The organism is Fibrella forsythiae (genome assembly GCF_017353175.1).
GTDB classification, from domain to species: domain Bacteria; phylum Bacteroidota; class Bacteroidia; order Cytophagales; family Spirosomataceae; genus Fibrella; species Fibrella forsythiae.
On record NZ_JAFMYW010000022.1, the window covers coordinates 1 to 23292 of the forward strand.

The 23292-nt window shown below is 56.0% G+C and carries 19 protein-coding genes; 8 read left to right on the plus strand and 11 right to left on the minus strand.

Annotated features, from left to right (window positions below; translation table 11 throughout):
* Positions 1 to 270: hypothetical protein (locus tag J2I46_RS31540; protein ID WP_207333100.1), on the plus strand; the 270-nt coding region annotated here is incomplete at its 5' end.
* A 124-nt stretch (positions 271 to 394) separates the two neighbouring features.
* On the opposite strand, the gene J2I46_RS31545 is transcribed toward J2I46_RS31540, so the two are convergent.
* Positions 395 to 925, minus strand: a complete 531-nt coding sequence (locus J2I46_RS31545) for an RNA polymerase sigma factor (RefSeq protein ID WP_207333101.1) — start codon at positions 923 to 925, stop codon at positions 395 to 397.
* A gap of 387 nt (positions 926 to 1312) precedes the next feature.
* On the opposite strand from J2I46_RS31545, the gene J2I46_RS31550 reads away from it, so the two are divergent.
* Positions 1313 to 1627 (plus strand): ArsR/SmtB family transcription factor, encoded by a 315-nt coding sequence (locus J2I46_RS31550; RefSeq protein ID WP_207333102.1) that lies wholly within the window; start codon positions 1313 to 1315, stop codon positions 1625 to 1627.
* A 174-nt stretch (positions 1628 to 1801) separates the two neighbouring features.
* On the opposite strand, the gene J2I46_RS31555 is transcribed toward J2I46_RS31550, so the two are convergent.
* Entirely contained in the window at positions 1802 to 2191 is a 390-nt protein-coding gene (locus tag J2I46_RS31555; RefSeq protein WP_207333103.1) for a hypothetical protein, read from the minus strand.
* Positions 2192 to 2464: 273 nt separating this feature from the next.
* Here J2I46_RS31555 and J2I46_RS31560 point away from each other — a divergent pair, with 273 nt between their 5' ends.
* Positions 2465 to 6502 carry a hybrid sensor histidine kinase/response regulator transcription factor gene (locus tag J2I46_RS31560; protein ID WP_207333104.1) on the plus strand — a complete coding sequence of 1346 codons (4038 nt, stop codon included), beginning with the start codon at positions 2465 to 2467 and terminating at the stop codon, positions 6500 to 6502.
* A 251-nt stretch (positions 6503 to 6753) separates the two neighbouring features.
* Here the strand turns inward: J2I46_RS31560 and J2I46_RS31565 are convergent, their stop codons facing one another.
* Positions 6754 to 7560, minus strand: a complete 807-nt coding sequence (locus J2I46_RS31565) for a hypothetical protein (RefSeq protein WP_207333105.1) — start codon at positions 7558 to 7560, stop codon at positions 6754 to 6756.
* Positions 7561 to 8308: 748 nt separating this feature from the next.
* Here J2I46_RS31565 and J2I46_RS31570 point away from each other — a divergent pair.
* Positions 8309 to 9424 (plus strand): replication initiation protein, encoded by a 1116-nt coding sequence (locus J2I46_RS31570; RefSeq protein ID WP_207333106.1) that lies wholly within the window; start codon positions 8309 to 8311, stop codon positions 9422 to 9424.
* Between the two features lie 9 nt (positions 9425 to 9433).
* On the opposite strand, the gene J2I46_RS31575 is transcribed toward J2I46_RS31570, so the two are convergent.
* From J2I46_RS31575 to J2I46_RS31585, 3 genes are all read right to left on the minus strand, one after another.
* Positions 9434 to 9739 carry a hypothetical protein gene (locus J2I46_RS31575; RefSeq protein WP_207333107.1) on the minus strand — a complete coding sequence of 102 codons (306 nt, stop codon included), beginning with the start codon at positions 9737 to 9739 and terminating at the stop codon, positions 9434 to 9436.
* Complete coding sequence (locus J2I46_RS31580) at positions 9708 to 10376, minus strand: AAA family ATPase (RefSeq protein WP_207333108.1); 669 nt, start codon at positions 10374 to 10376, stop codon at positions 9708 to 9710. Before J2I46_RS31580 ends, J2I46_RS31575 begins: the two co-directional genes overlap by 32 nt.
* 175 nt (positions 10377 to 10551) lie before the next feature.
* The gene (locus J2I46_RS31585; RefSeq protein WP_207333109.1) at positions 10552 to 11685 is read right to left on the minus strand and encodes a Fic family protein; all 1134 of its coding nucleotides are present in this window, start codon (positions 11683 to 11685) and stop codon (positions 10552 to 10554) included.
* Between the two features lie 325 nt (positions 11686 to 12010).
* Here J2I46_RS31585 and J2I46_RS31590 point away from each other — a divergent pair, with 325 nt between their 5' ends.
* Positions 12011 to 12661, plus strand: a complete 651-nt coding sequence (locus J2I46_RS31590; RefSeq protein ID WP_207333110.1) for a recombinase family protein — start codon at positions 12011 to 12013, stop codon at positions 12659 to 12661.
* Between the two features lie 731 nt (positions 12662 to 13392).
* Positions 13393 to 14037, plus strand: coding sequence for a porin family protein (locus J2I46_RS31595; protein ID WP_207333111.1), 645 nt, complete (start codon positions 13393 to 13395; stop codon positions 14035 to 14037).
* A gap of 265 nt (positions 14038 to 14302) precedes the next feature.
* Here J2I46_RS31595 and J2I46_RS31600 read toward each other — a convergent pair whose 3' ends face one another.
* The 3 genes from J2I46_RS31600 to J2I46_RS33245 all read right to left on the minus strand — a co-directional run bounded on the left by J2I46_RS31600 (position 14303) and on the right by J2I46_RS33245 (position 19071).
* Positions 14303 to 15349 (minus strand): alpha/beta fold hydrolase, encoded by a 1047-nt coding sequence (locus J2I46_RS31600; RefSeq protein ID WP_207333112.1) that lies wholly within the window; start codon positions 15347 to 15349, stop codon positions 14303 to 14305.
* Between the two features lie 119 nt (positions 15350 to 15468).
* On the minus strand, positions 15469 to 15885 hold the full coding sequence (locus J2I46_RS31605) for a DUF3052 family protein (RefSeq protein WP_207333113.1): 417 nt from the start codon (positions 15883 to 15885) through the stop codon (positions 15469 to 15471).
* A 561-nt stretch (positions 15886 to 16446) separates the two neighbouring features.
* Positions 16447 to 19071, minus strand: a complete 2625-nt coding sequence (locus tag J2I46_RS33245; RefSeq protein WP_262898077.1) for a cellulose binding domain-containing protein — start codon at positions 19069 to 19071, stop codon at positions 16447 to 16449.
* A gap of 325 nt (positions 19072 to 19396) precedes the next feature.
* Here J2I46_RS33245 and J2I46_RS31615 point away from each other — a divergent pair, with 325 nt between their 5' ends.
* Together J2I46_RS31615 and J2I46_RS31620 are read left to right on the plus strand one after the other, a co-directional pair.
* Positions 19397 to 19813, plus strand: a complete 417-nt coding sequence (locus J2I46_RS31615) for a LytR/AlgR family response regulator transcription factor (RefSeq protein WP_207333114.1) — start codon at positions 19397 to 19399, stop codon at positions 19811 to 19813.
* A gap of 656 nt (positions 19814 to 20469) precedes the next feature.
* Positions 20470 to 20922, plus strand: a complete 453-nt coding sequence (locus J2I46_RS31620; RefSeq protein WP_207333115.1) for a nuclear transport factor 2 family protein — start codon at positions 20470 to 20472, stop codon at positions 20920 to 20922.
* An 18-nt stretch (positions 20923 to 20940) separates the two neighbouring features.
* Here the strand turns inward: J2I46_RS31620 and J2I46_RS31625 are convergent, their stop codons facing one another.
* Positions 20941 to 21870, minus strand: a complete 930-nt coding sequence (locus tag J2I46_RS31625; protein WP_207333116.1) for a hypothetical protein — start codon at positions 21868 to 21870, stop codon at positions 20941 to 20943.
* A gap of 466 nt (positions 21871 to 22336) precedes the next feature.
* Complete coding sequence (locus J2I46_RS31630) at positions 22337 to 22909, minus strand: outer membrane beta-barrel protein (RefSeq protein WP_207333117.1); 573 nt, start codon at positions 22907 to 22909, stop codon at positions 22337 to 22339.
* Positions 22910 to 23292 lie beyond the last annotated feature (383 nt).

Sequence of the window (23292 nt, forward strand, 5' to 3'; positions counted from 1 at the left end):
CCCTTTTCCAGCACCGTGTATTACATTCGCTTATTTTCACCCGTCAACGGCCGCTGGGCCTGGCGACCTTATTCCTACCAGCTGGTCCGGGAGCTGACAGGGCTCCCCGGAAAGGGACTGCTGTCGCTGGCCGAGTCCGAACTGGCCTTAAAGCACATGCGTAACCTGGATCCATACGCCCTGCTGGAGATTAAAGAAATCGACAAAAGTGAGCCGGAAGATGATGACGACTTTATTTACACGTGGAACCCGGTGCCAAGACAAGGATAACTAAGCCTGTTTTGCCCGGCCAAGGTAAAGCAATCCGCCGTGAGGCCGCTTTGCCAGCGCAGCCCTGGTTAATCCAGTCTGGTTACAGGCGTGCCCAGCCGCTCCGCTACGCCTGGGTTGATCCCTACCGGAAGATCGGTCGCAGCTGCAGCAGCGATTTTAAAAGGCGCGTTTTGACAGTGCCCATCGGTAAGGCCAGGTGTTGGGCGATTTCCCGGTGGGTGTACCCTTGCCAGTACGCCAGTCGAATCAGCTGCCACTGCTGGGGGTTCAGATGCTGCCTGACCACCCGGGCCAGCTCGATGGCATCGATAGCCTGACCCGCCTGAATGAGCGCCGGTATCGCCTTCAGGTCAGCGCCAACAGACGCATACGTGATTCTACGTTGACGTAAGGCATCAAGGACCGTATTCCGGGCAATAGTATAGAGCCAGGTAGCTAGCGTACCCTGGCTGGCGTCATACTGCTGAAAACGCAACCAGATTTTTACGTACGTATCTTGCAGCACGTCTTCGGCCTGATCAGGCTCTTTTAGCAGTTGAGTGATCACCTTGAGCAGCGCCCGGTGATACCGCTTGTAGAGATAGCTAAAAATCGCCTGATCGCCTTGTTGTATCAACGAAACCAGGGTCTCTTCACGATACTCAGTGCGCATAGGCTTATTGGTTAACACTGCGCTGAGGTTTAAATGGCCTTGATCTGGAACAGCTCTGATTGGTTTGATGAGGCTAAAGCGCCTGGTTTAGGGTAGGCACTGGTTGTAGAGATGACTTGATAGATCCGCGCTGGTGGGAGCCGGGGCAAATAGCCCACCAGGTTGACTCACTCAGCTAAGCAGTAGGGACACCAATACCAACGGCAAGGGAGCTGTTTTGGATGTAGGGTAGCCTGACTTCACTCCCTTGCTTGAAGAGAGTATGTAAACAGTTATTCCCTATCGCCCTAAGGGTCCTGCAGTGCTGGTTGGCGCTTTCCCGTTGGATAAATACTAATTTACCCTGGGGTCGCTTTGGCGTAGATACGTTCTTTACTACAGCCCCTTATGCAACCCTATTCCACTGAGGCCTTTGAGCAGGCCGCCTACCTGCTTAAGGGCGTAGCTCATCCCCTGAGGATGCAAATCCTTACACTCCTAGAGCGGACGCCAGGCCTGAGCGTAACCGATATTATGGACAGGCTCCAGGCAGAGCAGTCGCTGGTGTCGCATCACCTAACTAGGATGCGCCGCAAAGGCATTGTGGTAGCCGAGCGGGAGGGTAAGAATGCCTACTATTCCGTGTCGGACCAGTGCTTCGTCACCATCATCGATCTGATGATGAACAGTCGCCTGCTGATGAGCCAGATACGGGATCGGTAATGGCCTAGTGCCTCACGTACTAAATCGATACAACGCGTAGGTCGTCCGATTAGCTTTCAGGGCTTAGGCAATGAACCCTTGCCGTAGCGTCACCAATGACGCCTAAAAAAAGGCTATTACCAAGCTAAGGATCATTCTCCATCCTGGTAATAGCCCCTTTTTAAGCAGCTTGTCCTACTGATTACCCGTCGGCTTAGCCGAACTACCAGTTGAAGGGCTACCCGAACCACTTCCAGACATGCTTTTTTTGTTGTTGCTGCCCGATTTCATGCTTCCCTTGCCCGAGCCACTTCCTGTCGCTGCGCCGTTTCCGTAGCCCGTTCCGCCCGAGGAAGCGCCCTTGCCCATGGAAGTTCCGCCTCGGGATGAAGATGTACCGGAGCCCGTCGTAGTACCGTTGCCCGACTGACCCGTCCCCGTGCGGGTTGACCCCGTACCCTGTGTACCCTGCTGGGTAGCTCCTTGTGAGGAACCCTGTGAAGAGGGGGTGCCCGTTGTTGTCTGGGCCTGCATGCCCGTGGCAGTGGCTGCCAGCAGCGCGATAACTAAGATTGAGGTTTTCATAACTTGATTTTGCTTTAAACGTGTTGTTTGTTGCACGCGTGCTAGATGAACCAGCGGGAAGCCATCTGCGTCATTACCCCGCTGGCAAGTAAGGTAACGGACCAGCTGCTTGCTGAGCTCTTTCAGGGTAACCTTGCTCTTAGCACTCAATAACATGACTTGTGCTGGTTACCAGACCGGATCGGAAGCGCCTCGGGCCAACCCACCGGTGCAGGCCCACTAATGAAACTGGTTTTAAAACAGTGGTTGTAACGGGGCAGTTACCAGCAAACAATGATTCATCGACGTACGTATAGCCAGCTGCGGGAGATTGGGGGGCTCCTACTCTGCTTGTGCTGGTTTTGCTCCTCCCTGCACGCTCAGTTTACCACCCTGCCTCCCCCGGAATTCATTACCGACCGGCAGGGATTACCCCAGTCGTTTGTCCCGGCCATTACCCAGGACAAGCAGGGCTTTATCTGGATGGCCACGCTGGACGGGCTGGCCCGCTACGATGGCCACACCTTCAAGGTCTTTCGGCCCTCGACCACCGGCCGGGCGGGGCTCTCCTCGGCAGGCCTGGAAAACTTGGTGGCGGACCCCCAGGGCAATCTGTGGATTAAGACCTACCAGGGCGAGCTGGACTGGTTCGATACCCGGCGCGAGCGGGTCATTAACTTCTCCCGCTCCCCGCTCTACCAGCAAAGCGTAGGCCGCGATACGCTGGAATCGTATTACCCTGATAAACGCAACCGGCTCTGGGTCTGGCTTCGCAACCGAGGCCTGATCTGCTTTGATCCGGGCAAGCGCTCAGCCCGGTTCTACCGCCACGATCCGGCTACTCCTGGCTCGCTGGCCAGCAACACCGTCACGGGCGTTGTCGAGGATGGCCTGGGCCGGATCTGGGTGGCTACGGCCGGGGGCCTTGATCAGCTTCAGGAAGAGACTGCTTCGTTTGCCCATCACCTACCCAGGGATATGGCCTCGCCGGGCGAAGCCATCGGCGCGCTGCACCGGCGCAAAAACGGCGATTTACTGCTGCTCTACGAGCGGCAACTGGCCATTCTCAACCACCGAACGGGGCGGCTAATCACGGCCCCGCTGCCTGCCCGGCGGCCGCTTTGGCAGAGCCATCACCTGGCCAGTGACAGCCAGGGAAACGATTATCTGGACGGGGTCAATCAGCTGCTGCGGGTTAGCCAAACGGCCCCTGACGGCCCCCTTCAGGTTCAGGCCCTGACCCGGCCTACCGTGGCCTGGCAAAGCATGGGCCTCTTTGTGGACCGCTCCGATGTACTGTGGGTGGGCACCGACGCCACCGGCGTTCGTAAGTTCAACCTGCGGGCCAATCTGTTTGCCAGTCAGCCCTACCGCCACTCCTTCCACCTTGATCTGCTGACGGATATACTGGGCGTGTCCCCGGGCCAGGTACGCTCCCTGGCCCGGGGGCTCAACCCCTACAATCTGCGCTCGACTACGGACGGGGCCGGGCGGCTGTGGATGACGGTGGGCAGCACGCCTTTCTTGCGGTTCGATTTTCGGACCAAGCAGCTCACCAGCGTTCCTTTTCCGGTCCAGTTCCGGGAAACCGGGTCGGACAGGCCAGCGTTGCTGGCCACTGACCCCGGGGGCAAGGTCTGGGCGCTGCACGGCTCGACGCTCTACGGGTATGATGACTCAGGTAATCACTGGCAGCGCTTTCTCACCCTGAAGCGGCCAAATGAGGCCTCATCCCTTTTCCCGGCGGGAGCTAAAGCCATTGAATCGGCTATTCTTCAACTGGTCGTTGACCAGCACGCCTTTTGGCTGCTTACCAGCGCCCGGGGGCTCTACCGCCTCGACCGGCGTACGGGCCAGGTGCGCCAGTACGTCCACCAACCTACTGACGCCACTTCCCTGAGCAGCAATAACCTGTACTGCCTCTTCGAGGATCCCCTAAATAAAAACACCCTGTGGGTCGGTACAGTGGGCGCTGGCCTGTGCCGCTTTGATAAGCGCACAGGCCGCAGCCAGCGGTTTTCTACCCAGAACGGCCTGCCGAATGACGTTATTTACGCCGCCATACCCGACCGGCTGGGTAAGGTCTGGATTGCCACCAACCGGGGCCTGTGCCAGCTGGACCGACGCACGGGACAGACCCGTACCTACACCCAGGAAGATGGCCTGTCAGCCAACGAATTCAACCGGTTTCACTCGGTGCAGCTGCCGGGTGGCAAACTGGTCCTGGGTGGGGTGGCGGGCATAACAACGTTCGTTCCCAGCGGGGTGGCGCAGGATACCTTTCAGCCCCCGGTGGAGCTTACCGGCCTTCGCATCAACAACCAACCGGTGGAACCCCGGTCGGATTCGCCACTGGGCGGCCAGCCCCTCCAGCTAACCCGGCAGATAAGCCTGTTCCATGACCAGAACTTTTTGGCCGTCGACTTTGCGGCCCTGCAATTCAACAATCCCAGCCAGCAGCTCTACCGCTACCAGCTGGAGGGCATTGACCGGGACTGGGTTGTTACCCGGCAGGCCCAGGCCAGTTACACGAATTTAGCGCCAGGCTCCTACGTCCTGCGCCTGAACGCGGCCAACACCTCGGGGCAGTGGAGTTCTCTTATGCGCACGCTGGACATTCAGATCGCCCCACCCTGGTGGGCTACCTGGTGGGCCAAACTCGCCTACCTAAGCCTGGCTGGCGGCCTTCTGATGGGGCTGATACGGGGGTATCAACGGCGGCGGGAAGCCCAGCAGCTGCGCGCCGTGGCTCAGCTCAAAGAGCGCTTCTTTGCCAACATTACCCACGAGCTTCGCACGCCACTGACGCTGATCCTGGGGCCTACCGCCACGCTCAAGGCCAAGGCAAGCGATCCGTTTTGGGTCTCCATGCTCACGACCATTGAGCGGAATGCCCAGCAGCTGATGAACTTGATGAATCAACTCCTGGATCTTTCCCGGCTGGAAGCAGGCGTGGTCAGCCTCAACGAGCAGTACGGCGAGCCAGGTACGGTGGTCGGGCAACTGGTTGAGTCCCTTAGGTCCCAGGCAGAAGCCAAAGGCCTTACCCTGAGTTTTACCGACCATACGGGTGATCAGTCGTACTGGTTTGATGCCGACAAACTCGAGCGGATTGTCCTCAACCTGCTGACCAATGCCCTCAAGTTCACCCACCAGGGCCGCATTACGTTGACTCTGGAGCCGGGGATTCGCCTGATCGTCGAAGATACCGGGATTGGGGTACCGGCCGACCAGCAGCAGCGCATCTTTGAGCGCTTCTACCAAAGCCCCACGGCCAGTCCCTTGCCGGGAGCGGGCATCGGGCTGGCCTTAGTTGACGAACTGGTACGTATCCAGGGTGGGCGTATTTTTGTTGACAGCCCAGCGGACCAGCCTGGGCCACTGGGCAGGGAGGCTCCCCCCTGGGCAGGCACCCGGTTTACCGTTGAGCTGCCTTACCGACTGGCCGTGCAGGCCAAACCAAACGGTGCACCAGTCCAGCCCGCTAGCCCCCCATTGCCGGCCCAGGACCAGGAACCCCCGCTGCTTTTGGTGGTGGAAGATAATCTTGAACTGGGCGAGTTTATTGCCCAGTGTCTGGCCGATCAGTACCGTGTCCTACGAGCGGCCGATGGAACCTCAGGGTTGGCCGTGGCCCTGGAAAGTGGTCCCGATCTGATCATCAGCGACGTGATGATGAGTCCCACGGACGGCCTAACGCTCTGCCGGACTCTAAAGCAGGATCCCCGTACCAGCCATATCCCCGTCATGCTGCTAACGGCCAAGGTCACCCTCGATAACCGCCTGGAGGGCCTGGCGGGCGGGGCCGACGATTACCTGACTAAACCTTTCCACGTAGGCGAGCTGCAGCTGCGGGTGGGCAATCTCTTGGCCCGCCAGCAGCGGCAACGGGACTGGCTTCGGGCCCAGCTGAGCCGTCCCCTCCAGCCCGTAGCGCCGGAGAAGCCACTCGCTGAGCCGGTTGAGGAGCAGCCGGGGCCAGCTGATCCCTTACTGACTAAAATCAACGGCCTGCTGGAGCAGCATCTGGATGACGCTCAGTTTGGAGTGGAAGAGCTGGCCTTGGCCATAGGTCTTAGCCGGGTGCATCTCTACCGGAAGGTCAAGGCGTTGAGCGGCCTGACGGTCAGTGAACTGCTGCGTAACTACCGGCTCAAGGAAGCTACCCGCCTGCTGAGCCTGGGGCATTCAGTGGCAGAGACGGGGTATCTAGTGGGGTTTGATACGCCTTCTTATTTCACCAAATCCTTCCGGGCGCTCTACGGGCTTACGCCCAGTGAGTATCAAAAGCAGGTGAGCGGCCACAAGCCCTACTCAGGCGCTACGAATTGACGACCACCTAAACGCTACTCTGCTTCCTTATGAGTCATTAACGCACGCCGCGCCCGGGAGCCACCGGGCGCTTTTTTGGGTCGTCCCATAAGCCACTTAAAAGCCCTAACCAACCAATTTTATACCTCCCCTAGACTGGTTTAGCCTGGTCATGGCGCTGGATTCGGCCGGGCAGGCCGGAGGCTAACGTTGTCGAGCGGGCCGCCCGGTTACTTTCATTACGGCCCCTGCCCGTATCCAGCGCCCCGCCCTTACTGATCGGCCGGATCCTGGAGCGGACGGGCGTACAACTTGTACTTACCAACCTCTGATTTGATGGGAAATGCGGCCAGGTATCCCTCTACCTCCCGGTTCTGGTAGGGATGCTCGCGGATAATCTCGGCAGGGTCAATAAAGAAAATATTGTAGCGGACCTGAGTGATGTTGCCCAGCCGGTCTCGCTGCGTATTGAGCAGGTGCTCCTGCTGGTTGGCGTAATCGCCCTCCGGGAGGCGGTATTTATAATTGGCCGTCACGTAAAGATGCTGCCGCTCGTAATTGGACATGGCCAGCTCGTAGCGCCCGGGCTGAAGTAGGATCTGTTGCCAGGCCTGGATCTGCTGACGGTATAGTTGTAGCTTCTGGCGGGCGTCATCCTGACCAGCAGCAAATAACTGACTTAGTTTCGCCTCCAGGGCGCGCGCCTTAGTGGTCAGATCCTCCACGTAAAGCCTGATCTGCTCCACTTTCATGTCCGTGGTCATGTCCCTGGCTTTGATGAGCCTATAGCGATGTTTTCGGTAGAAAGTGACCCGTACGGCGGGCCGGTGCAGGTTGACAAACTTGATGGAACGGCAATCAAAGTCATATACCGGCTCAAAGAGGGGCTGGTAGGCCGCGTCCACAAAGTGAATAACGCCCGTAGCAGCCCAGTCTCCCTCAATATCCCAGGCGTCCCGGTCGGGCCTAAGCTTGGGAACCTGGTTCATCAGGTGGGTGAACAGCTGCAACAGCCGATCATACTCGGGCTTGGTGTACTGCTTGCGCGTAGCCGGTTTATCAAATTCGTCTTCGTCCATGGAAAATACGCCGTGATTAATCCATTGATTTGTTTCCCTTCAAAGGAAACATACAAAAACAACGATCACAAAAACTACTTGATTTTTCTTTTTCCGCCCGGACAAGCTAACCCACGAATCTAATTCGAATTTAGTTTCACCCTCATGACCTTATAGTCAGTTATAAAAAAAAAAAAAAATAAAAATCATTTTGAAATGATTGATTAGATAATTAAGATAATTATAGCTCTTCCCGACCCCAAAGCAACTACCTGAAAATCAATTGGTTATTATGTGGATAAGTTGGCTAACCCTAACAGATGATAGTCGTAGCCTAACAGATGATAGTCGTAGCCTAACGGATGATAGTCGTAGCCTAACAGATAATAGTCCTGACCCTCACAAATAATAGCAGTTTCCCTCACAGATGATAGTCGCGACCCTCACAGATGATAGTCGAACTGGGACTAGCCCGGTCATTTGCCCTGGCGGCACGGATTATTCCCCGGCCAGATGGTACTAGCCAACATAAACCGGGCTATTTGCCCCCTGAAGAACGTATTCTCAAGCCCACTGGCTGGCCAATCAGTGCAAATTACCCTAACAGATAATAGTCGAAATAGACCTTTTGCCCACTACTTTTGGCCCAAATTGATCAACGATTATTTTACAATAAACTATATGCCAATAACTTATCCCTAACATACAGCCATAGGTTTGTTAGGGATAAAAAAAGCGATACCTTGCTAGTGCTATTATTTGTTAGGGTATGAGAAGCCAGCCATCACCGAGCGCCAATAAGTCGCTTCAGCTTGCCAGCAGCCAGTTATCGCTGGTCTTTGAGAGTACGACCATTGCCCCGCCCGTGGAGGTCAATCCCGAAGCCATCGTGCTTAGGACGCCCAATAATAAGACGATCCTGATCCGGGAGCCGCTTAAGCTGCTGACTTCCACGACTGAATTCGGCTTCTTCGAGCGGCGCTTGTACTGGCTGGTGCTGCGGGAGATCCGCAACATCCAGGCCGTGGAGAAGATGAAGATCAAGCCCTACGAGGAGCTGAAGTTCCGGTTTCACTACTCCGAAGTCATCAAGGGCCATCCCAACTCTTCGATCAAAAAGGTGCTGGACATGATTCAGAAGCGCACCATCAACTGGGAGGATGAGAACGCCAAGCACACCAACGTGGTGGTCTTTCCCATGGCCGAATACTGGCCCAAGAAAGGCATCATCGAACTGACGATGTACCACGCCGTTATTCCCGTGTTTCTGTACCTGGGCAGCGGCTATGTGCAGTACGGCTACGAGGATGCCCTGATCCTGAGCAGTGAATACGCCCAGTTACTCTTTACCAGTCTGGCCCGCTTTCGGCATACCGGTATCTGGCGCATTGGCCTCACCGAGCTGCGGCAGCTGATTGGAGCCAAGGAGAAATCCTATAATAATTACTCGGCCTTCCGCACCCGGGTGATCGAGCTGGCCCTGCGGCAGATCAACGAGCACACCAACCTGACGGTGACCTACGAGCCCGTCATGCAGGGCCGGGCCGTGGTGGGCATCGAGTTTTTCATTCAGACCAAAATTCCGCCCGAGGAGCTGGAGAAGGAATCCAAAAAGACGGAAATGAAGCAGCGCCTTGAGGAGCTCATGCAGCTTGATATTGCCGCCATCATCGCCTACGCCGGGGGCAAGCTAAGCCAGTACTACCCCTCCTTTACGCATCAGCAAAAGAAAGCCATTCTGCAAAACGGGGAAAACCTGAAAGCTTTTTTGCGAGCTGATCTATACGCTGATTACGGCTTTGCCGATAAAGATCCCGAGGCCTACGTAGCCCAGAGCGTCTTTAACTACAAAAAGAAGCCGCAGCCTGCGTCGGAAGACAAATAAAACTAGCACTTATTTTGGTGCTGGTTTTGATGCTGTTTTGGGCACGGAATCCCGCTCTAGTTTTTCCAGGACTGCCTCCACGATCCAGTCGTGGGTGGATATGCCCAGCTTGGGACTACCCGGCTTGCGGGGCCGCTCGGCGCGCAGGGCGTCGATCCGGCGAATGATGCCCTTGGTCAGCCGGGTGTTGATGTGCTTGGGCGTATCCTCGCCGCCTGTATCTTCAACCGTGGGCTTTCCTCCCTTATTGATAACGGCCTCGATCTGGGCCTCGCTGGGCTGCTTACGCGGCGGTGGTGCTAATGAGACTGCCATGGGTAATGTGGGTAAAGAGTGCATCGATTTCGGCCATCGCTTTCTGGTCGGGCGTTTCCATCTCAGAGACGGTTAGTCCCTTGGCCCCGGCATTGGGATAGGCCTTACGGTTCTTGATGGCGTGGGGCAAAAAGCCCAGTTCTGCCATAGTGGCCAGGGCCTCGGCCGTATCCCGGTTATCACTGGAGGTAATATCGGCCCGGTTTAAAAACGAGTGGACCCGCAGGGGGGCCAGCCGACTGGCCTGGATCTCCTCCAGCATCTGGGTGAGCTTAGCCAGCGTCCAGACGTCATGGCTGCGGGGCTGAATAGGAATCAGGGCCACGTCGGCCACAATCAGGGCGGCGCGCTGGCTGGTGGTATCCCGTCCGCCCGTGTCGATGACGATGTGATCGTATTTGGGCTTGATGGTCTCCACCTGCTTGCGCAGATTGGCGCCAACCAGCTGGACCAGCGTGTAGCCTACCTGCCCCTCCAGGGTATGCTCCCGCCAGGCGGTAAAATCGCTGACCGTCCCCTGCTCGTCGGCATCCACCAGCAGCACGTCCGCTCCGTCTTTGGCCAGCCAGACGGTCAAATGCTCACTGATGGTGCTGCGGCCGGACCCGCCTTTTATGCCGCTTAACACGTAAATCATGTCGGTGTTGGTTATCAGCCTGCAAGTACTGCTAAATCTAGCACAGAAACAACACGATTTTAGGCATCGGAACCCGTGTTAGTAACAGCACTAAATTACTGCTAAAAAAGGTGCTAAAATTAGCAAAAATCCAGTGCTTTTTTTAGCACTGGATTTAGCATTTTACTACCGCCTTTTATTCGGCTAAAATGCTGTATAGCTCGCGGTTAAGGTAATAGTGATTGCCGCCCACCGTGGTTTTCTCCAGGATATCCAGAGCGGCTAGTTTGTTGAGATAGTCCCGGGCCGTATTCTCGGCATAGGTGCGGTCCTGGGTCAGGTGGCGCACCCGCGTAACGGGCTGCATAAAGATTTTCTGGGTCAGCTGATCGGGGCGGCGAATACCCTTTTGGGCCTGAATAACGGCCAGAATGGCGTCCCGGGCCGATAGGATTCGGTTGATCTTCTCGTAGGTCAGATCAGCCATTACCTCCACGGCCAGGAGCATGTAGCGTAGCCAGGTAGACCAGTCGCCCCGCTGGGAGACGCCCGCCAGGGCGCTGTAATAACCTTCCTTGTGCTGAAGGATGTAGCGGCTCAGATACAGAATAGGGTAGTCTAGCAATCCTTTCCGGGTCAGGTAATGAATATTCATCACCCGGCCGGTGCGACCATTGCCGTCGCGAAAGGGGTGAATCGCCTCGAATTGAAAGTGGCCAATAGCCATCTTGATCAGGGGATCGGCTGGGTAGGTCTGATCGTCGTTGAGGTAGGCAAATAAATTGGCCAGTTTGGCCTCCAGGATACCCTCGCCCCGGGGCGGGGTATAGACGGGTTTACCCGCGTTAGGTCCCGAGCCACCCTGCCGGATATAGACCTGGGAGTAAGGAGGACGAATGCCCTCGGTGGTTTGCTTGATCTCCCGAAACACGGTCAAACAGTAGGCTAGAGTCATGTCCTGCTGCTGCTGAAGCAGGGCATAGCCCCGCCACAGGGCCTCCCGGTAGCGAAGTACCTCCTTGGTCGACTCGCTGGCGCCCTCGGAGTGCTCTTCACTAAAGGCCCGGTAGAGCTCGTCGTCGGTGGTAAAGATATTCTCAATGGCGCTGGAGGCCTTGGCCTCCTGGAGGCTGATGGAGTTGATCAGCAGGCCCTGGTTAGGAATGGCCACGCTGCGCCCCTGCAATCGACCCAAGGCCTGCTTGGCGCTGGCCAGCTGCTCGAAGACCTCCACGGTCCGAAACAGGCCCGGATCAAGGGGCAGATTGGGCAGGCCGTTCCAGGGCTGGTTCCGATTTGGATTAATGGGGTAGGGTGATGGGGCTGACATTGACTATGACTCGTTTTAAGGTTAGCTCTGGGAAGCGACAGCAAAGATAAGGCGCCCGGGGGCAGCTAACCTTAAAATTGACACTTTTTAAGGTTAGCTGCCCTGGGCGCCTTAATTAGCGGAAGTCCTACCGATAGGTGGGCCAGCGAAGTTAACCGTACCATAAGTAACGATTAGTCCAAAAATGGTTCTATAACATGTTAAGAACGAGCGTTCTTAACATGTTATGAGTTGGATAATTCCCTTATTTTTGCCCCAGCATCCTGCTCCGAGTCTGATCCAGCTGCCACCGGCCGGGTAGGAGAGAAGCCTCAAACCACCTCCCATGAAGTACGTCCCCTACTACCGCGTCTCCACCGCCGCCCAGGGCAAGTCGGGCCTGGGCCTGGCCGCCCAGCGCGAGATCGTCACCCGCTTTGTCAAACCCCACGATGAGCTGCTGGCCGAGTTCGTCGAAATTGAGTCGGGCAAGAAGGCCGAGCGGCCCCAGCTGGAGAAAGCGATCGAAGTGGCCAAGCAGCAGGGGGCGCGCCTGCTGATCGCCAAGCTCGATCGGCTCAGCCGCAACGTGCACTTTATCTTCTCGCTGCGCAGTTCGGAGGTCGACTTTGTGGCCTGCGATATCCCCGACGCCAACACGCTCACGGTGGGCATCATGGCCGTGCTGGCCCAGCACGAGCGCGAACTGATCGGGGAGCGCACCCGTTCGGCCCTGGCCGCCAAGAAAGCCCAGGGCCACCAGCTGGGCACCCCCAACCTGACGCCCACCATCAGCGAGCTGGGCCGAGCCGTGCACCAGGCCAACGCCCGCCAGCACCCGGCCAACGTGCAGGCGGCCGAGCTGATCCGGCTCTACCGCCGGGAGGGGCTGGCCTACCAGGGGATTGCTGATAAGCTTAACGCCATGGGCTTTCGCACCCGGCGGGGTAAGCCCTTTCGGGCCATGAGCGCCCAGCGGCTGGACAAACCGGCCTGAGCGGCTTCCCCCGGGAAGACCCTGCCTAAAGGGACACTATTGTAGTAACCGCGCCTCGGCCCAGGGGTGACAACGCATCCGGGTTGTCATGGACCTGGCCTGGGTCGCTGGCAGCTGCCTGAAGGGCCCAATCAGGGCACCAATCACCTCTTTACAGACCGGTCACTACTGAATGAGTGAGGGAACGGTTAGCCCCCGATGTAACCACTCTGTCATATATCACCGGGGAATGGCATTACAATTGTAATGAAGGGGTAGTGCGTGGCGGGGTCCTGTCTGGGATTTGGCCTTCGATGAGCGAAGAATTTTGGCTTAGTTGGCTTAGGATGAGCAAGATGACCGTTTTTTGCGGTGAGAAAATGGGAAGATCCACTGCTGACCTGGCTTTTATGGGAAATGTACTGGCTCAGCAGGGCGTCAAACCGGCGGTAGAACGGGCTAAAAAACGCCTTATTAGCTCTCTTTTTGGCCCTTCACTGTCAGCGGGAAGGGCGGCGCTGGGCGAGCAACAATCAGCCAATTGTAGTCACTGCGTTTCGGGCCTATGGTGACAATAAAGGGTGTCGACAGGCCTGGCGATAGCTGATTTTACAGCGGTACGACCAACGTCGCAGGTTTGTAAAACTAAGGTTTATTCACCTAATCGTATAAAGCTATCACTGGCATTATATTCTATCAGCTCGACGCTTTTAAACATCTCTTCACTTATATTACAGATCAACTTTGAAGCTATGAGAATAAAGAAACTCATCTTTTGCCTTTTGTGCGCACTCAGTTTGTCTCCCGTCTATAGTCAGCGTAAGCTCGCTTACAAACTTGGCTTGACAGGGGGGGTGAGTGCCGCACAAATTAATTCGCCTAGCTTAAAAACGACAACCGGACTGCTCTGGCACTATACCACGGGGATTGCCTTACAACAGCGGTTCTCTCAAAAATTTGCTTTAGCATATGAGCTTAAGTATGCCCGCCAGGGAGGTAAAGCTCAACCGTTTGGATATGATTTTATCACTACAGAATCTAACTATGTATCCCTACCTATTATTGGTCAATTTCAACCCAAAGGAGGACCCATGTTTATTGAAATTGGTGGGCAAATAGGCTATTTTCTATCCAGTCGCAGCTATTTTGTTTCCCATAAGGATCAAGCTCTATCAACATCAACACAGAACATAAACAGGTTAGATGCTGGTTTACTGGCTGGGGTAGGATATAGATTTGGCCAACATTTGGTAATTGATGCCCGCTATTATTATGGGATGAGAAGAATCTATGAAAATTTTGAAATAGCTGATCCTGTTACGGGGATACCTATTTTATTTAACGCTACACCTCAGTACAATCGACTTTGGTCCCTGAACTTGAGCTACTACTTTTGAGCAAACCTGCGCTTATATTTTTCTAAATTTGTCTAGAATTTGTTAGTTTATTTTACTTTGGGAATCGATCCCTTCACATAACGTTAGCCATAAAACGGAGCTTAGAAATATACAATCTAACTTGAAATTAGGCATTTTTCTATTTCTAAGCTCCGTTTTATGGCTCATTTTATGTTATGACAATAAACCGAGAATACGGAAATGCTATCACAGTACCATATTCTAAGAAATATCCAAGCTGTTTTGCTAGACTCTATCCCAATGGTTATTGAGAAATAAGAGGTAATAACTTCTTTTTCAAGATTGAGTTAAACTTTTCAGATTCTTCGAAACAAGAATAGTGCCCTGAATCATCAAACCAGATTAGCTCTTTGAGGGGAGCTTGTAACGATGCGTAATAGTCGGCTATTACGCTCGAAGGGAGGTGATTGTCATAACGACCTAAACAAAAATAAACTGGTACGTTGACTACTGGGATTTGGCCTCTTAAATCAATCGTGGGCCAAATGGCATGATCCATCGGTGAATTCAAACGAGCTATCTTCTTAGTTTTCAAGTAATCCAATAAGTTATATTCTGTTGATCGCCGGAGTATCCTATAAAATGTACCCCCAAGGTCTCGATGATAGTCTCCCCCGTACTTTTGAACTAAATTTCGTTCCTGAAGGGTAGCCTCAAATCCGCCTTTGTAGATCCCATTAACAGGTTGCCCAATTTGCTTTAATACTGTTAAGGCAACGGTGTCTTGTCGTTGCTGAGCCTGAGCAAGGGTGAATTCATAAGATACTTGTTCACTACGCGGGCCGTTGGTGATAGGAGAAACCGCTACAAAGGCACGATAATCAGCAGGGTATTTATCAATGACGTGGAAGCCTAGTAGACCGCCCCAGGAATGCCCAACCATAAATAGTTTATCTTGATTGAAGCGAGTCTTTAACCATTTTGTCAATTCATGGGTATCACTGACAAACTGATTCAGTGTCATACTGGCTGGTGATATACGAGAGGAATATGACTTTCCGGAACCACGCTGATCCCAATAAACGACCACAAACTGTTCTTCCAAGGACGCACTATAATGCATGTATAGGGGCATAGCTACGTTACCGGGCCCTCCATGCAGCCACAACAAGACAGGCTTAGCTCGATCAACTCCTCGTATAGTGAGGAATTGTTTAATGCCATTGATTTTTAGTCGTCGAATTTCGGCAATACTATTAGGTAACTTCTTTCCATCGCTTGTCTTAAAAGGACGGGAGGTGCTACAGGCAGTGACAGTAAGAAAGAGAAAAAGTAGCCCTATTTTATTCATGATACGCAGATAGCTTAGATGATTTATAGCTATGATACAGTATTTAGTGCGCCGGTTGTATGAGATCAATCTGCTGTTGTATAAGTGAAGTTATGTAAGGCAAAGGTGCTTTACTGACCTCATAGCTTGAGGTTTCCGTAACTGTTGTTGTAACTCTTGCCTTCTCGAGGATGCGTAAATTTTAAGGCTGACCAGGTGCTATTTACGCTTAGCGACTTACTCTCAACAAGGCCATGCGCATACCCTATTTCGATGACTTTTGGTAGAGTCAGATCAGTACCTCTTTGGCCACCTTTTGGCCAGGATACCCAAAGCGTACCGGTTTGCTCTAAAGAGCCCTTCAGCGTCGGCAGTTGTTCCTTAAGCTCTGCTTGTGTAATTGCAAACAGGTGAATATAATCGAAAACACCCTGAAGATTTGTTTCAAGGTCAAGGGCTGGCAACTCAAGGGCCTGGACTGCTTCCGTTGGTGCGTTGATAAGTATAGCACGGGATGTCGGTTTAACGCCCATCTTAGCTGACACTGATTTCATCATGTTTATCGTGTCTTTCGTGTTGTATAATCAAACGATATGTTCAAAAGCGTTGAACGGACAAGGTATAACGCCAGTGGTAGATTATTCATGATTCAATGATTGTAGCCCAGTTTTACAAACGTACGATGTTGGTCGTATAGCTGTAAAGATGGCTACCTGTTGCCCCGACTAGGCTACTCCAGGCTTAAGTGCCATATAAAAAGAGGACCGCCCCTCTCTGCACTACACGCAACTTGGCAACAAACGCCTCCTATAGGCTTAGGCAACAGATACTGAATCAGTAGGGGTATTCGTCGTCCCGGTGCGCTCGCTCCGGTAGCGGGTATAGTGACGGATCGCCGCCGAGAGGGGGGCAAATCCTCACGCACGCCCGGCGGCTATCCTGAATCCCTTATTGGACGCCAATCGTAGCTCGATCTCTTCCTGTAACCGCTGACGAAACGCGCTGATCACAAAAGCCATGACCCATGCCGGGAACCCATTAAAGCTCCGGCGTCGCTATAAACACCTCAGCCGCCTGGATAATCCAGGCGGCTGAAGTAAAAAGCTGTATCGAGTCGCCTATTCAGCCTTCAACACCCGGACGGTCTGGCGCTGCGTCGGCGTGCTCACCTGCAACAGCAGCACACCCGGACCCTGCCCCGCCACCGAGAACTCCTGCTGCTCAGTGGGTTGCGGAGTGGCAATCTGCCGGGTTGTGATCACCCGCCCCTGGGCATTAATCAACTGGAGCTGCAGCGGCTCGGATCCCGACCCACTGATTTCTACCCGCACCAGCTCATCCCGCAGAGGGTTACCTAATACATCTACCTTGAGGCCACTGCCTGGCTCCTGGCTCACCCCAATCCGGGCCGGAGCCCCCGCGGGTGGCGTGCCCCACGTTAGCCGGTTAAACACCAGCACCGTTACCCGGTTGTTGGGACTCAGCGCCTCGGGCCGCTCCTGGTAGGAATAATCGTTGGTCTGATCAAAGCGCCCGTCATCTGAGCGCAGCACCCGGTAGCGTACCCGCCCCGTGCTGCTGCCGGGCATGAGTAGCCCCTGATCGGTGTAGCGCACTTCTATGTAGGAGTCCGCCCCGCCTGCTGGCGCGGGCAGCTTGACCACCCGCACCGCAGCGGCTCCTTCATCGAGCTCCACCCGCGCGGTCTGGTTGTTGTCGGAGTTGAAGTAGTAGCGGGCCCGGAGTGAGGAATAGGGAATGGCCACGTTACCCGTGTTGCGGATGACCAGGTAGGTGTTGATCTGGTTGGCCGAGGGGCCGTTCTTGCTCTCGGTGAGCGCCTGCACGGCCAGATTGGCGGCGACCTCCCCCGGCTCGGTGCCCGCCACCAGCGTGCCGTTGTAATAGGCGGTGATGCGGGGGTTATTCACCAGCTGATCCCGCAGCTGGGCGTAAGAATAGTCGTCGAGTTCATTGAGGGCACCGTAGTCGGCCTTGGCAAAGTAGAGTTGCAGGTTGCCTGAATTGGCCCCGGGGGCCAGAGAGCCCGCCGCTGGCGTGAAGCTGACCTCCACGTAGCCGGTAGCCCCCTGTCTGGCGGGGGGCAGCGGCATGGCACTGGCATCTACCCGGACGGGCACCAGCGAGACATACTGAAGCCGCACGTTCTGATTGCCCACCTGGGCGTAGTTAACGAAGAGATTGCTTAGGGGACTGTCCCCTTCTACGGTCAGGTAATAGCGCAGGGTGAGCGCCGAGTAGGGCAGGGGGCCGGTGCCGTTGTTTTGTAGCTGCAGCAAAGGCTGCACGGCGTTATTGTCGGCGTAGTTATCTACGTCCCGGTGCAGCACGCTCAAACGCGCCTGAACCGTAACGGTTGCCGAGGCGGCCGGACTGGCGCAGCCGTTCACCGTGCAGCTGGCCATGTAGACAAATTGGCCCACCTGGTCGGTGGCCACGGTGATGGGGCTACTATTACCTGAACTGCCGTTAGGTCCCCGCCAGCTAATGGTGCCGTTGCAGCCACCCACAACTAAGTTGACGTTGCCTGAGTTGACATCGACGCTGACACTCGACTGTCCGCCGGGGTAGGATTGACCACTCTGGGTCAGCAGCGTAGGGGCGGGCGGGAGGGGATTGACCGTCAGATTGAACGCCGTAGAGGTCAAACTGCGGCAATCGCTGCTGACCACTACCGAGTAGCTGCCCGCATCGCCCGCCTGAGCGCTCGCCAGCGTTAGCGTAGCTGAAGTCTGGTTGCTGAGCAGCGTAGAGCCCCGGTACCACTGGTAGGTAGTTGGGGAGCCATCCACCGTGACAAAGGTGCTCACCGGACTGCCCGCGCAAACCGTCGAGGCACTGGCGGGCTGGCGGGTGATGGTCAACGGCGGACAAGACGGCACCACGTAGGTAATGATTACCTGTCCGTTGCCCGTATTAGCGCCTGCTACGGCCGATAGCAGCGTGCTGGGTTCGTAGTAGGAGGCCCCGCCCCCCCCGGGACCGGTGCTACCACCACCACCACCACCGCCCGAGTAGCCGCCGCCCCCACCGCCCGAACCAACGCCCGTACCGCTACCCCCGCCGCCAAAGCCACCCAGGCCAAAACTGTCGTTGTTACGGGAGCCCGCCCCGCCGTTGACAAAGGCTTTGCCCCCTTGCGAAGTCTCACCATTTCCGTTAACGGTACTACTTATTCCGTCGGTGAGCAGGCCCCCGCCGCCCGCCGCCGCACCGTTGATGGCCTTCCCGCCTTGCCCGTTGCTGCCGCCGTTAGCGCCGCCGGTTCGGCCGGTCTGCCCGTCTTTAGTAGCCTGGTCTGGTTGGCTGCCGCTGCCACCCCCGCCCCCGGCGATGAGCAAGGGGGCATTATCTATAGTCGTGACAAATGAGCCGCCGCCCCCGCCGTTGCGGTTAGGACTTTTCTGGCCAACCAGGATCTTGAGCACTTGCCCGCCGCTGACGCTCACTGTTCCCTGGATGAGGGCTCCCTTGCCAGCTGGCCTCAGTTCATTGGGATCACCACCAAATATCAGTGGCCCGAAGCCACCCTCAGCCCCCCGGGCTTCGATGGTCAGCGAGGTTACCCCCGCCGGTACCGTCCAGGTCTCGATCTGACCGGTATAGGTGAAACTTTGGGTGGTCGTTACGCCTCCGTTTTGGGCGCGGCCGCTCAGGCCCGCCAGTAAGAAAAGTACCAGCAGAAGAGGGCTTTGCTGGTAGAATGTGTAGAGTAGTCGCATGAGAACAAAGCGCGTTTATGTTGCTGGGACCAAAGGTGTAGTTCTCCTGGCCAGCCCCCTACCACAGATGTTACGCGGCCTACCACAGATGTTACGGGGGCGTAAAAAAGTGGGCTTGGGAATGATCTTTCCGATGGAGGAGCCCTCAGCAATCGCCTCAAAGGCCAAAAAGCGGCTGGACTGGTGGTGTTAGGGCACTTAAGGGGGGCGATGGGGGATACGGTAACATCTGTGGTAGCCGCCGTAACATCTGTGGCAGTGGGCCAGGGCCCATCCTCCTAGCTTTGGGGCGTAATCCTTCGTCCAACTAAACCCCTGAATCACCATGGTCTTCACCCTGCCCCCCGCCAGCGCCCCTCGTCTGACGCCCCTGACCTGGCCACCCCTTCGGCTCTACATCCGGGAAAGTGGCAAACAATTGTTCCCCGTTGCCAATCTGGTCGCCCTTCAATCCGAGGGTAACTACAGCTGGCTATGCTGGGCCAATGGCCAGCGTATGCTCATGCCGCGTACCCTGAAGTGGTACATGGATCAGCTGCCCCCCGCCCACTTTATTCGCTTTCACCGCAACTGCATTGTCAACCTGCACTACATCCAACGGCTGGAGAACACTAAGGCGGGGCCACTGGCTCACCTGACCACGGGAGAGACCCTGGGCATTTCCCGCCGCCGCTGGCGGGGCATACGCCGGGAGTTGCAGCTGATCAGGGAAACAGAACCAGTACTGACCTACCGCTGGTGAGCAGGGGGGGCATAGGTCTTGGGCGGGGAACCAGAACCCGAAGAAAATAAAAAAAGCCCTGACTCAAGGAGCCAGGGCTTTGGCGCTATTTAACCTATGAATAGGCTGCTGACGTAGCCTACTTGAAAGGCATAAGGGCCAAGGAGAGAACTTCTATCCCCTCCGCTCAGTAACAAAAGCCAGGCGCGTAGGTCTGTTTGGCTGCCTGACAGGCAAGCGCCTAGCTGTTGTTACTAAGCGGAGGGACATTCCTGACCCCGGCGGGCCTCACGGATGCCGCCTGTCTAGCCCCCTGCAACAGCCCGTGCTTGCTGAATTCAGTTCGATTCCCTGGTCCAAAGAACCAGAGATAGGCCAGAGCGCCGCCGAGCTGCCCGGTATGCGGGGGCCACTCCCCTACGGAGGGGGCCTTAAGGAATGGCAGTAACCCGGGGCCGCAGGCACTATCAAACGGCGTTCACAGACCAGGGCTTAGGTGAGGCCTCAGCGACCAGTATCGCAGGACCCTACAGGCGGAGGGCGGGCACTAACTCAAACAACGCGGGCACCGGCGCGGTATCTTATCAGATAACGCGTTTAACTACTGCTCTTTTGCAGGCAACACCACCAGGTGTGTGCCCTCTCAAGAGCACCCCAACTTCTAATCCGCTACGGCCATGTACCATCGACTCGTTGAACAGATTGTCCGTCAGAATTTTGCGCGCCTTAGCCAGGGTGACTACGAATCCATGCTAAAGGGCATGGCTCCCTTGATTACCCATACCTTCAGTGGCCAGCACGCCCTGGGGGGAACCCGGCGCAGCGTACCAGCCATGCGGGAGTGGTTCGCCCGCTTATTCCGGCTTTTCCCGGGGCTCAACTTTGAGATTCGCCGAGTGGCCGTCAGTGGCTGGCCCTGGCTAACGACGATTGCCGTGGAATGGACCGACCGGGCTACCCCGGCTGACGGGTCCACTTACGTCAACGAGGGTATCCACCTGCTGCAGATGCGCTGGGGCAAGGTGGTGTACCTGCGCGCTTATTTAGACACGGCGGTACTGGCGGCTACCCTGGAGGGCTTAGCTGCTCATGGCATCAGCGAGGCCCTGGCCCCGCCGATCCAGGATTGACACCAGCCAGCAACTTGTCTATTTATAGAGGTAATACACGGTTGGATAGCGCTTCAGGCTCTCGTTGGGCGAAATCCGGGTGCTGCTGGCCAGTTGCCCCTGCTGGTTATAGGTCAACTCGTAGGTGACCGAAGAAGACGGATAGCGCGAGTCCACCAGTGTCTCTGCCCGTACATTATTGCTACTGATGGGTTGGTGAGGCAGCGCAAAAGCCTTCAACGGGTTGGGATTGGTATCATGGACGAAGCTATAGCTGAAGGGGGACGCTACGTCACTACCGCTGTAATCCTGGCGCTTGATTAGGTTGCCATTTTGCCAGCCGTAGGTCGGGTAGTAACTGCCCGCACGCCGGTCACGGGCACTTACTAAGTGCCCCGCCGCATCATAGGTAAAATCGTGGGTGGAGCTGTAGCTGGCCTGGCCTTTATGAAGGCTCAGCAAGTAGCTGTCCATCGAGCTGACCCGGCCATCGGTGTAGTGAAACTCGTCCATAAAGTAGATGAAATCCCTGGCGTTTTCGAATTCAAATACCTTGGTGAAGAGCCGCTTGAGGTGGCCCTCTTCGTATTGATAGGACAGCGTGGTGCCGCCCAAGGTGTTGTTTTGGGGAAACGAGGTTGAGCCCGCCGGCTGGCCCTGGGACGTATACAGATACTGGACGCCCGTATCGGGTTTGGTCAGGTTGCGCACCGTTTTGTCAAGCTGGCCGGTTGGCGTTAGGCTTTGCCTGGCCAGAACGCCAAAGCGGGGCAGCCTCAAGGTAAGGGCGGTTTGTCCGCCGGGCGGTCTGTTGGTCAGGGAAAGCACCACCAGGGAATCGATGGGTTTTGCCTGCACAAGTGAGGAGTCCAGCGCGGTGCGGGCGGGCTGGATGGGCGCTGGTTGCTGGGGCTGACAGGCCAGTATGAGCAGCCAAAGCCCAGTGGCCAAAAGAAAGCGGTGTGCCATAGAAAAAAGGCTAGTTAGTGGACGTACCTACCAAACAAGACTAAGCGGATACCCGGCCCCACGTAGCCCAGCTAACCGAGCTGCGCCCTATGGGGCCACAAAGACAGACACCAACTTAGGCTAACTTTGTTGCACTGATTGAAAAAATTAGTGGCCGGTCCGCTGGAGACTGCTTTTAGTGGCCGGTTGAGCAGGCCGCGCCAAGTTCCCCCTTCTCTCCAGGGTATCAGGCTGGACAAAGCCGTGCATGGACCCCGCTCTAGTCAAGACAGCCAATCGACCTGCTATTGACCGTACGGGCCAGTGATAGTCATCCCTAAAAAAAAGAGGACCGTCCCAGCGGAACGGCCCTCTTTTTGTCACACTGGACTTGGCAACAAACGCTCCTATAGGCTCAGCACTGATTAGTCCAGTAGGTCCCCGGCGGCTTCCACCCAGTGACGGGTGTAATGACGGATCGCCTGGGTCACTGCCCACCGAAGTAGACCTGGAAGCCCAGACTCAGGTTCAACGCCTGGGGAATATTGGGCGTCAGGGCGTTGGAACTACCCGCCAGCAGGGTATTAAGCGACCCCGTATCGCCTCCGGTGTAAGTTAGGCCCAAATCAAAACTAACTGACGGATTAAGAAAAAAGGCCACCCCGCCCGTAGCGCTGTAAATGGCATCCGTGCTGGAGGCGGAATTAGCGCCCGCGGAGGCCGAGGTGTTCACCACGCCAACGGAGGCGCCCAAAAACGGCTTGACGCTGGCCGGACTCAAGTAGTACCGCAGAAACGGCGTCAGGCCGATCTGGGTAGCCCGGGTGCCGCTATTGCTCACGTTGAAGAAGGGAACGCCCGCCCCCACCACCAGGTTGTCGGCCACAAACCAGCCGTAGGTGGGTTGCAGGCTGATGATACTACCCGAGCCCCCCGAGGTCGGCAGGGTGATGTTGCCCACGTTGACCCCGGCCAACCGGCGCCCCTTCTGGGTCTGGGCCGTCGCTGCCCTTAGGCCCCCAACCAGTAAACAAACAACTAAAAGTGCGTACGTTTTCATGCAAGGATTGATTTAGTGTTAGCGGGCAAGCTACTCTTATTTGGACTGACTCCGCGCAGTGCCCCCCCTTTATTGAGCGAGGCGCCCGGTTCTGCGCTCAGCCAAGTCCAATCAGTGCCCCCTGGCGTAACCAGGCATTTTACCCTGCCCACCACTGGCAAGCCGGGAATCATATCTAGCCTCACCAGTAAAAGCCTGGCGCGGCAAACTGCCAGACCAGGTTGACCCCGATTAAAATGCATAAAAGAGGACCGCCCCAGGGGAACGGTCCTCTCTGCACCAGGCTTGGCAACAAACGCTATTAGAGGCTTAGCATTACTTAGTTTAGTCCAGTGTCTCCCCGGTGGCCTCTGTCCGATGGCGGCTGTAATGGCGGATCGCCC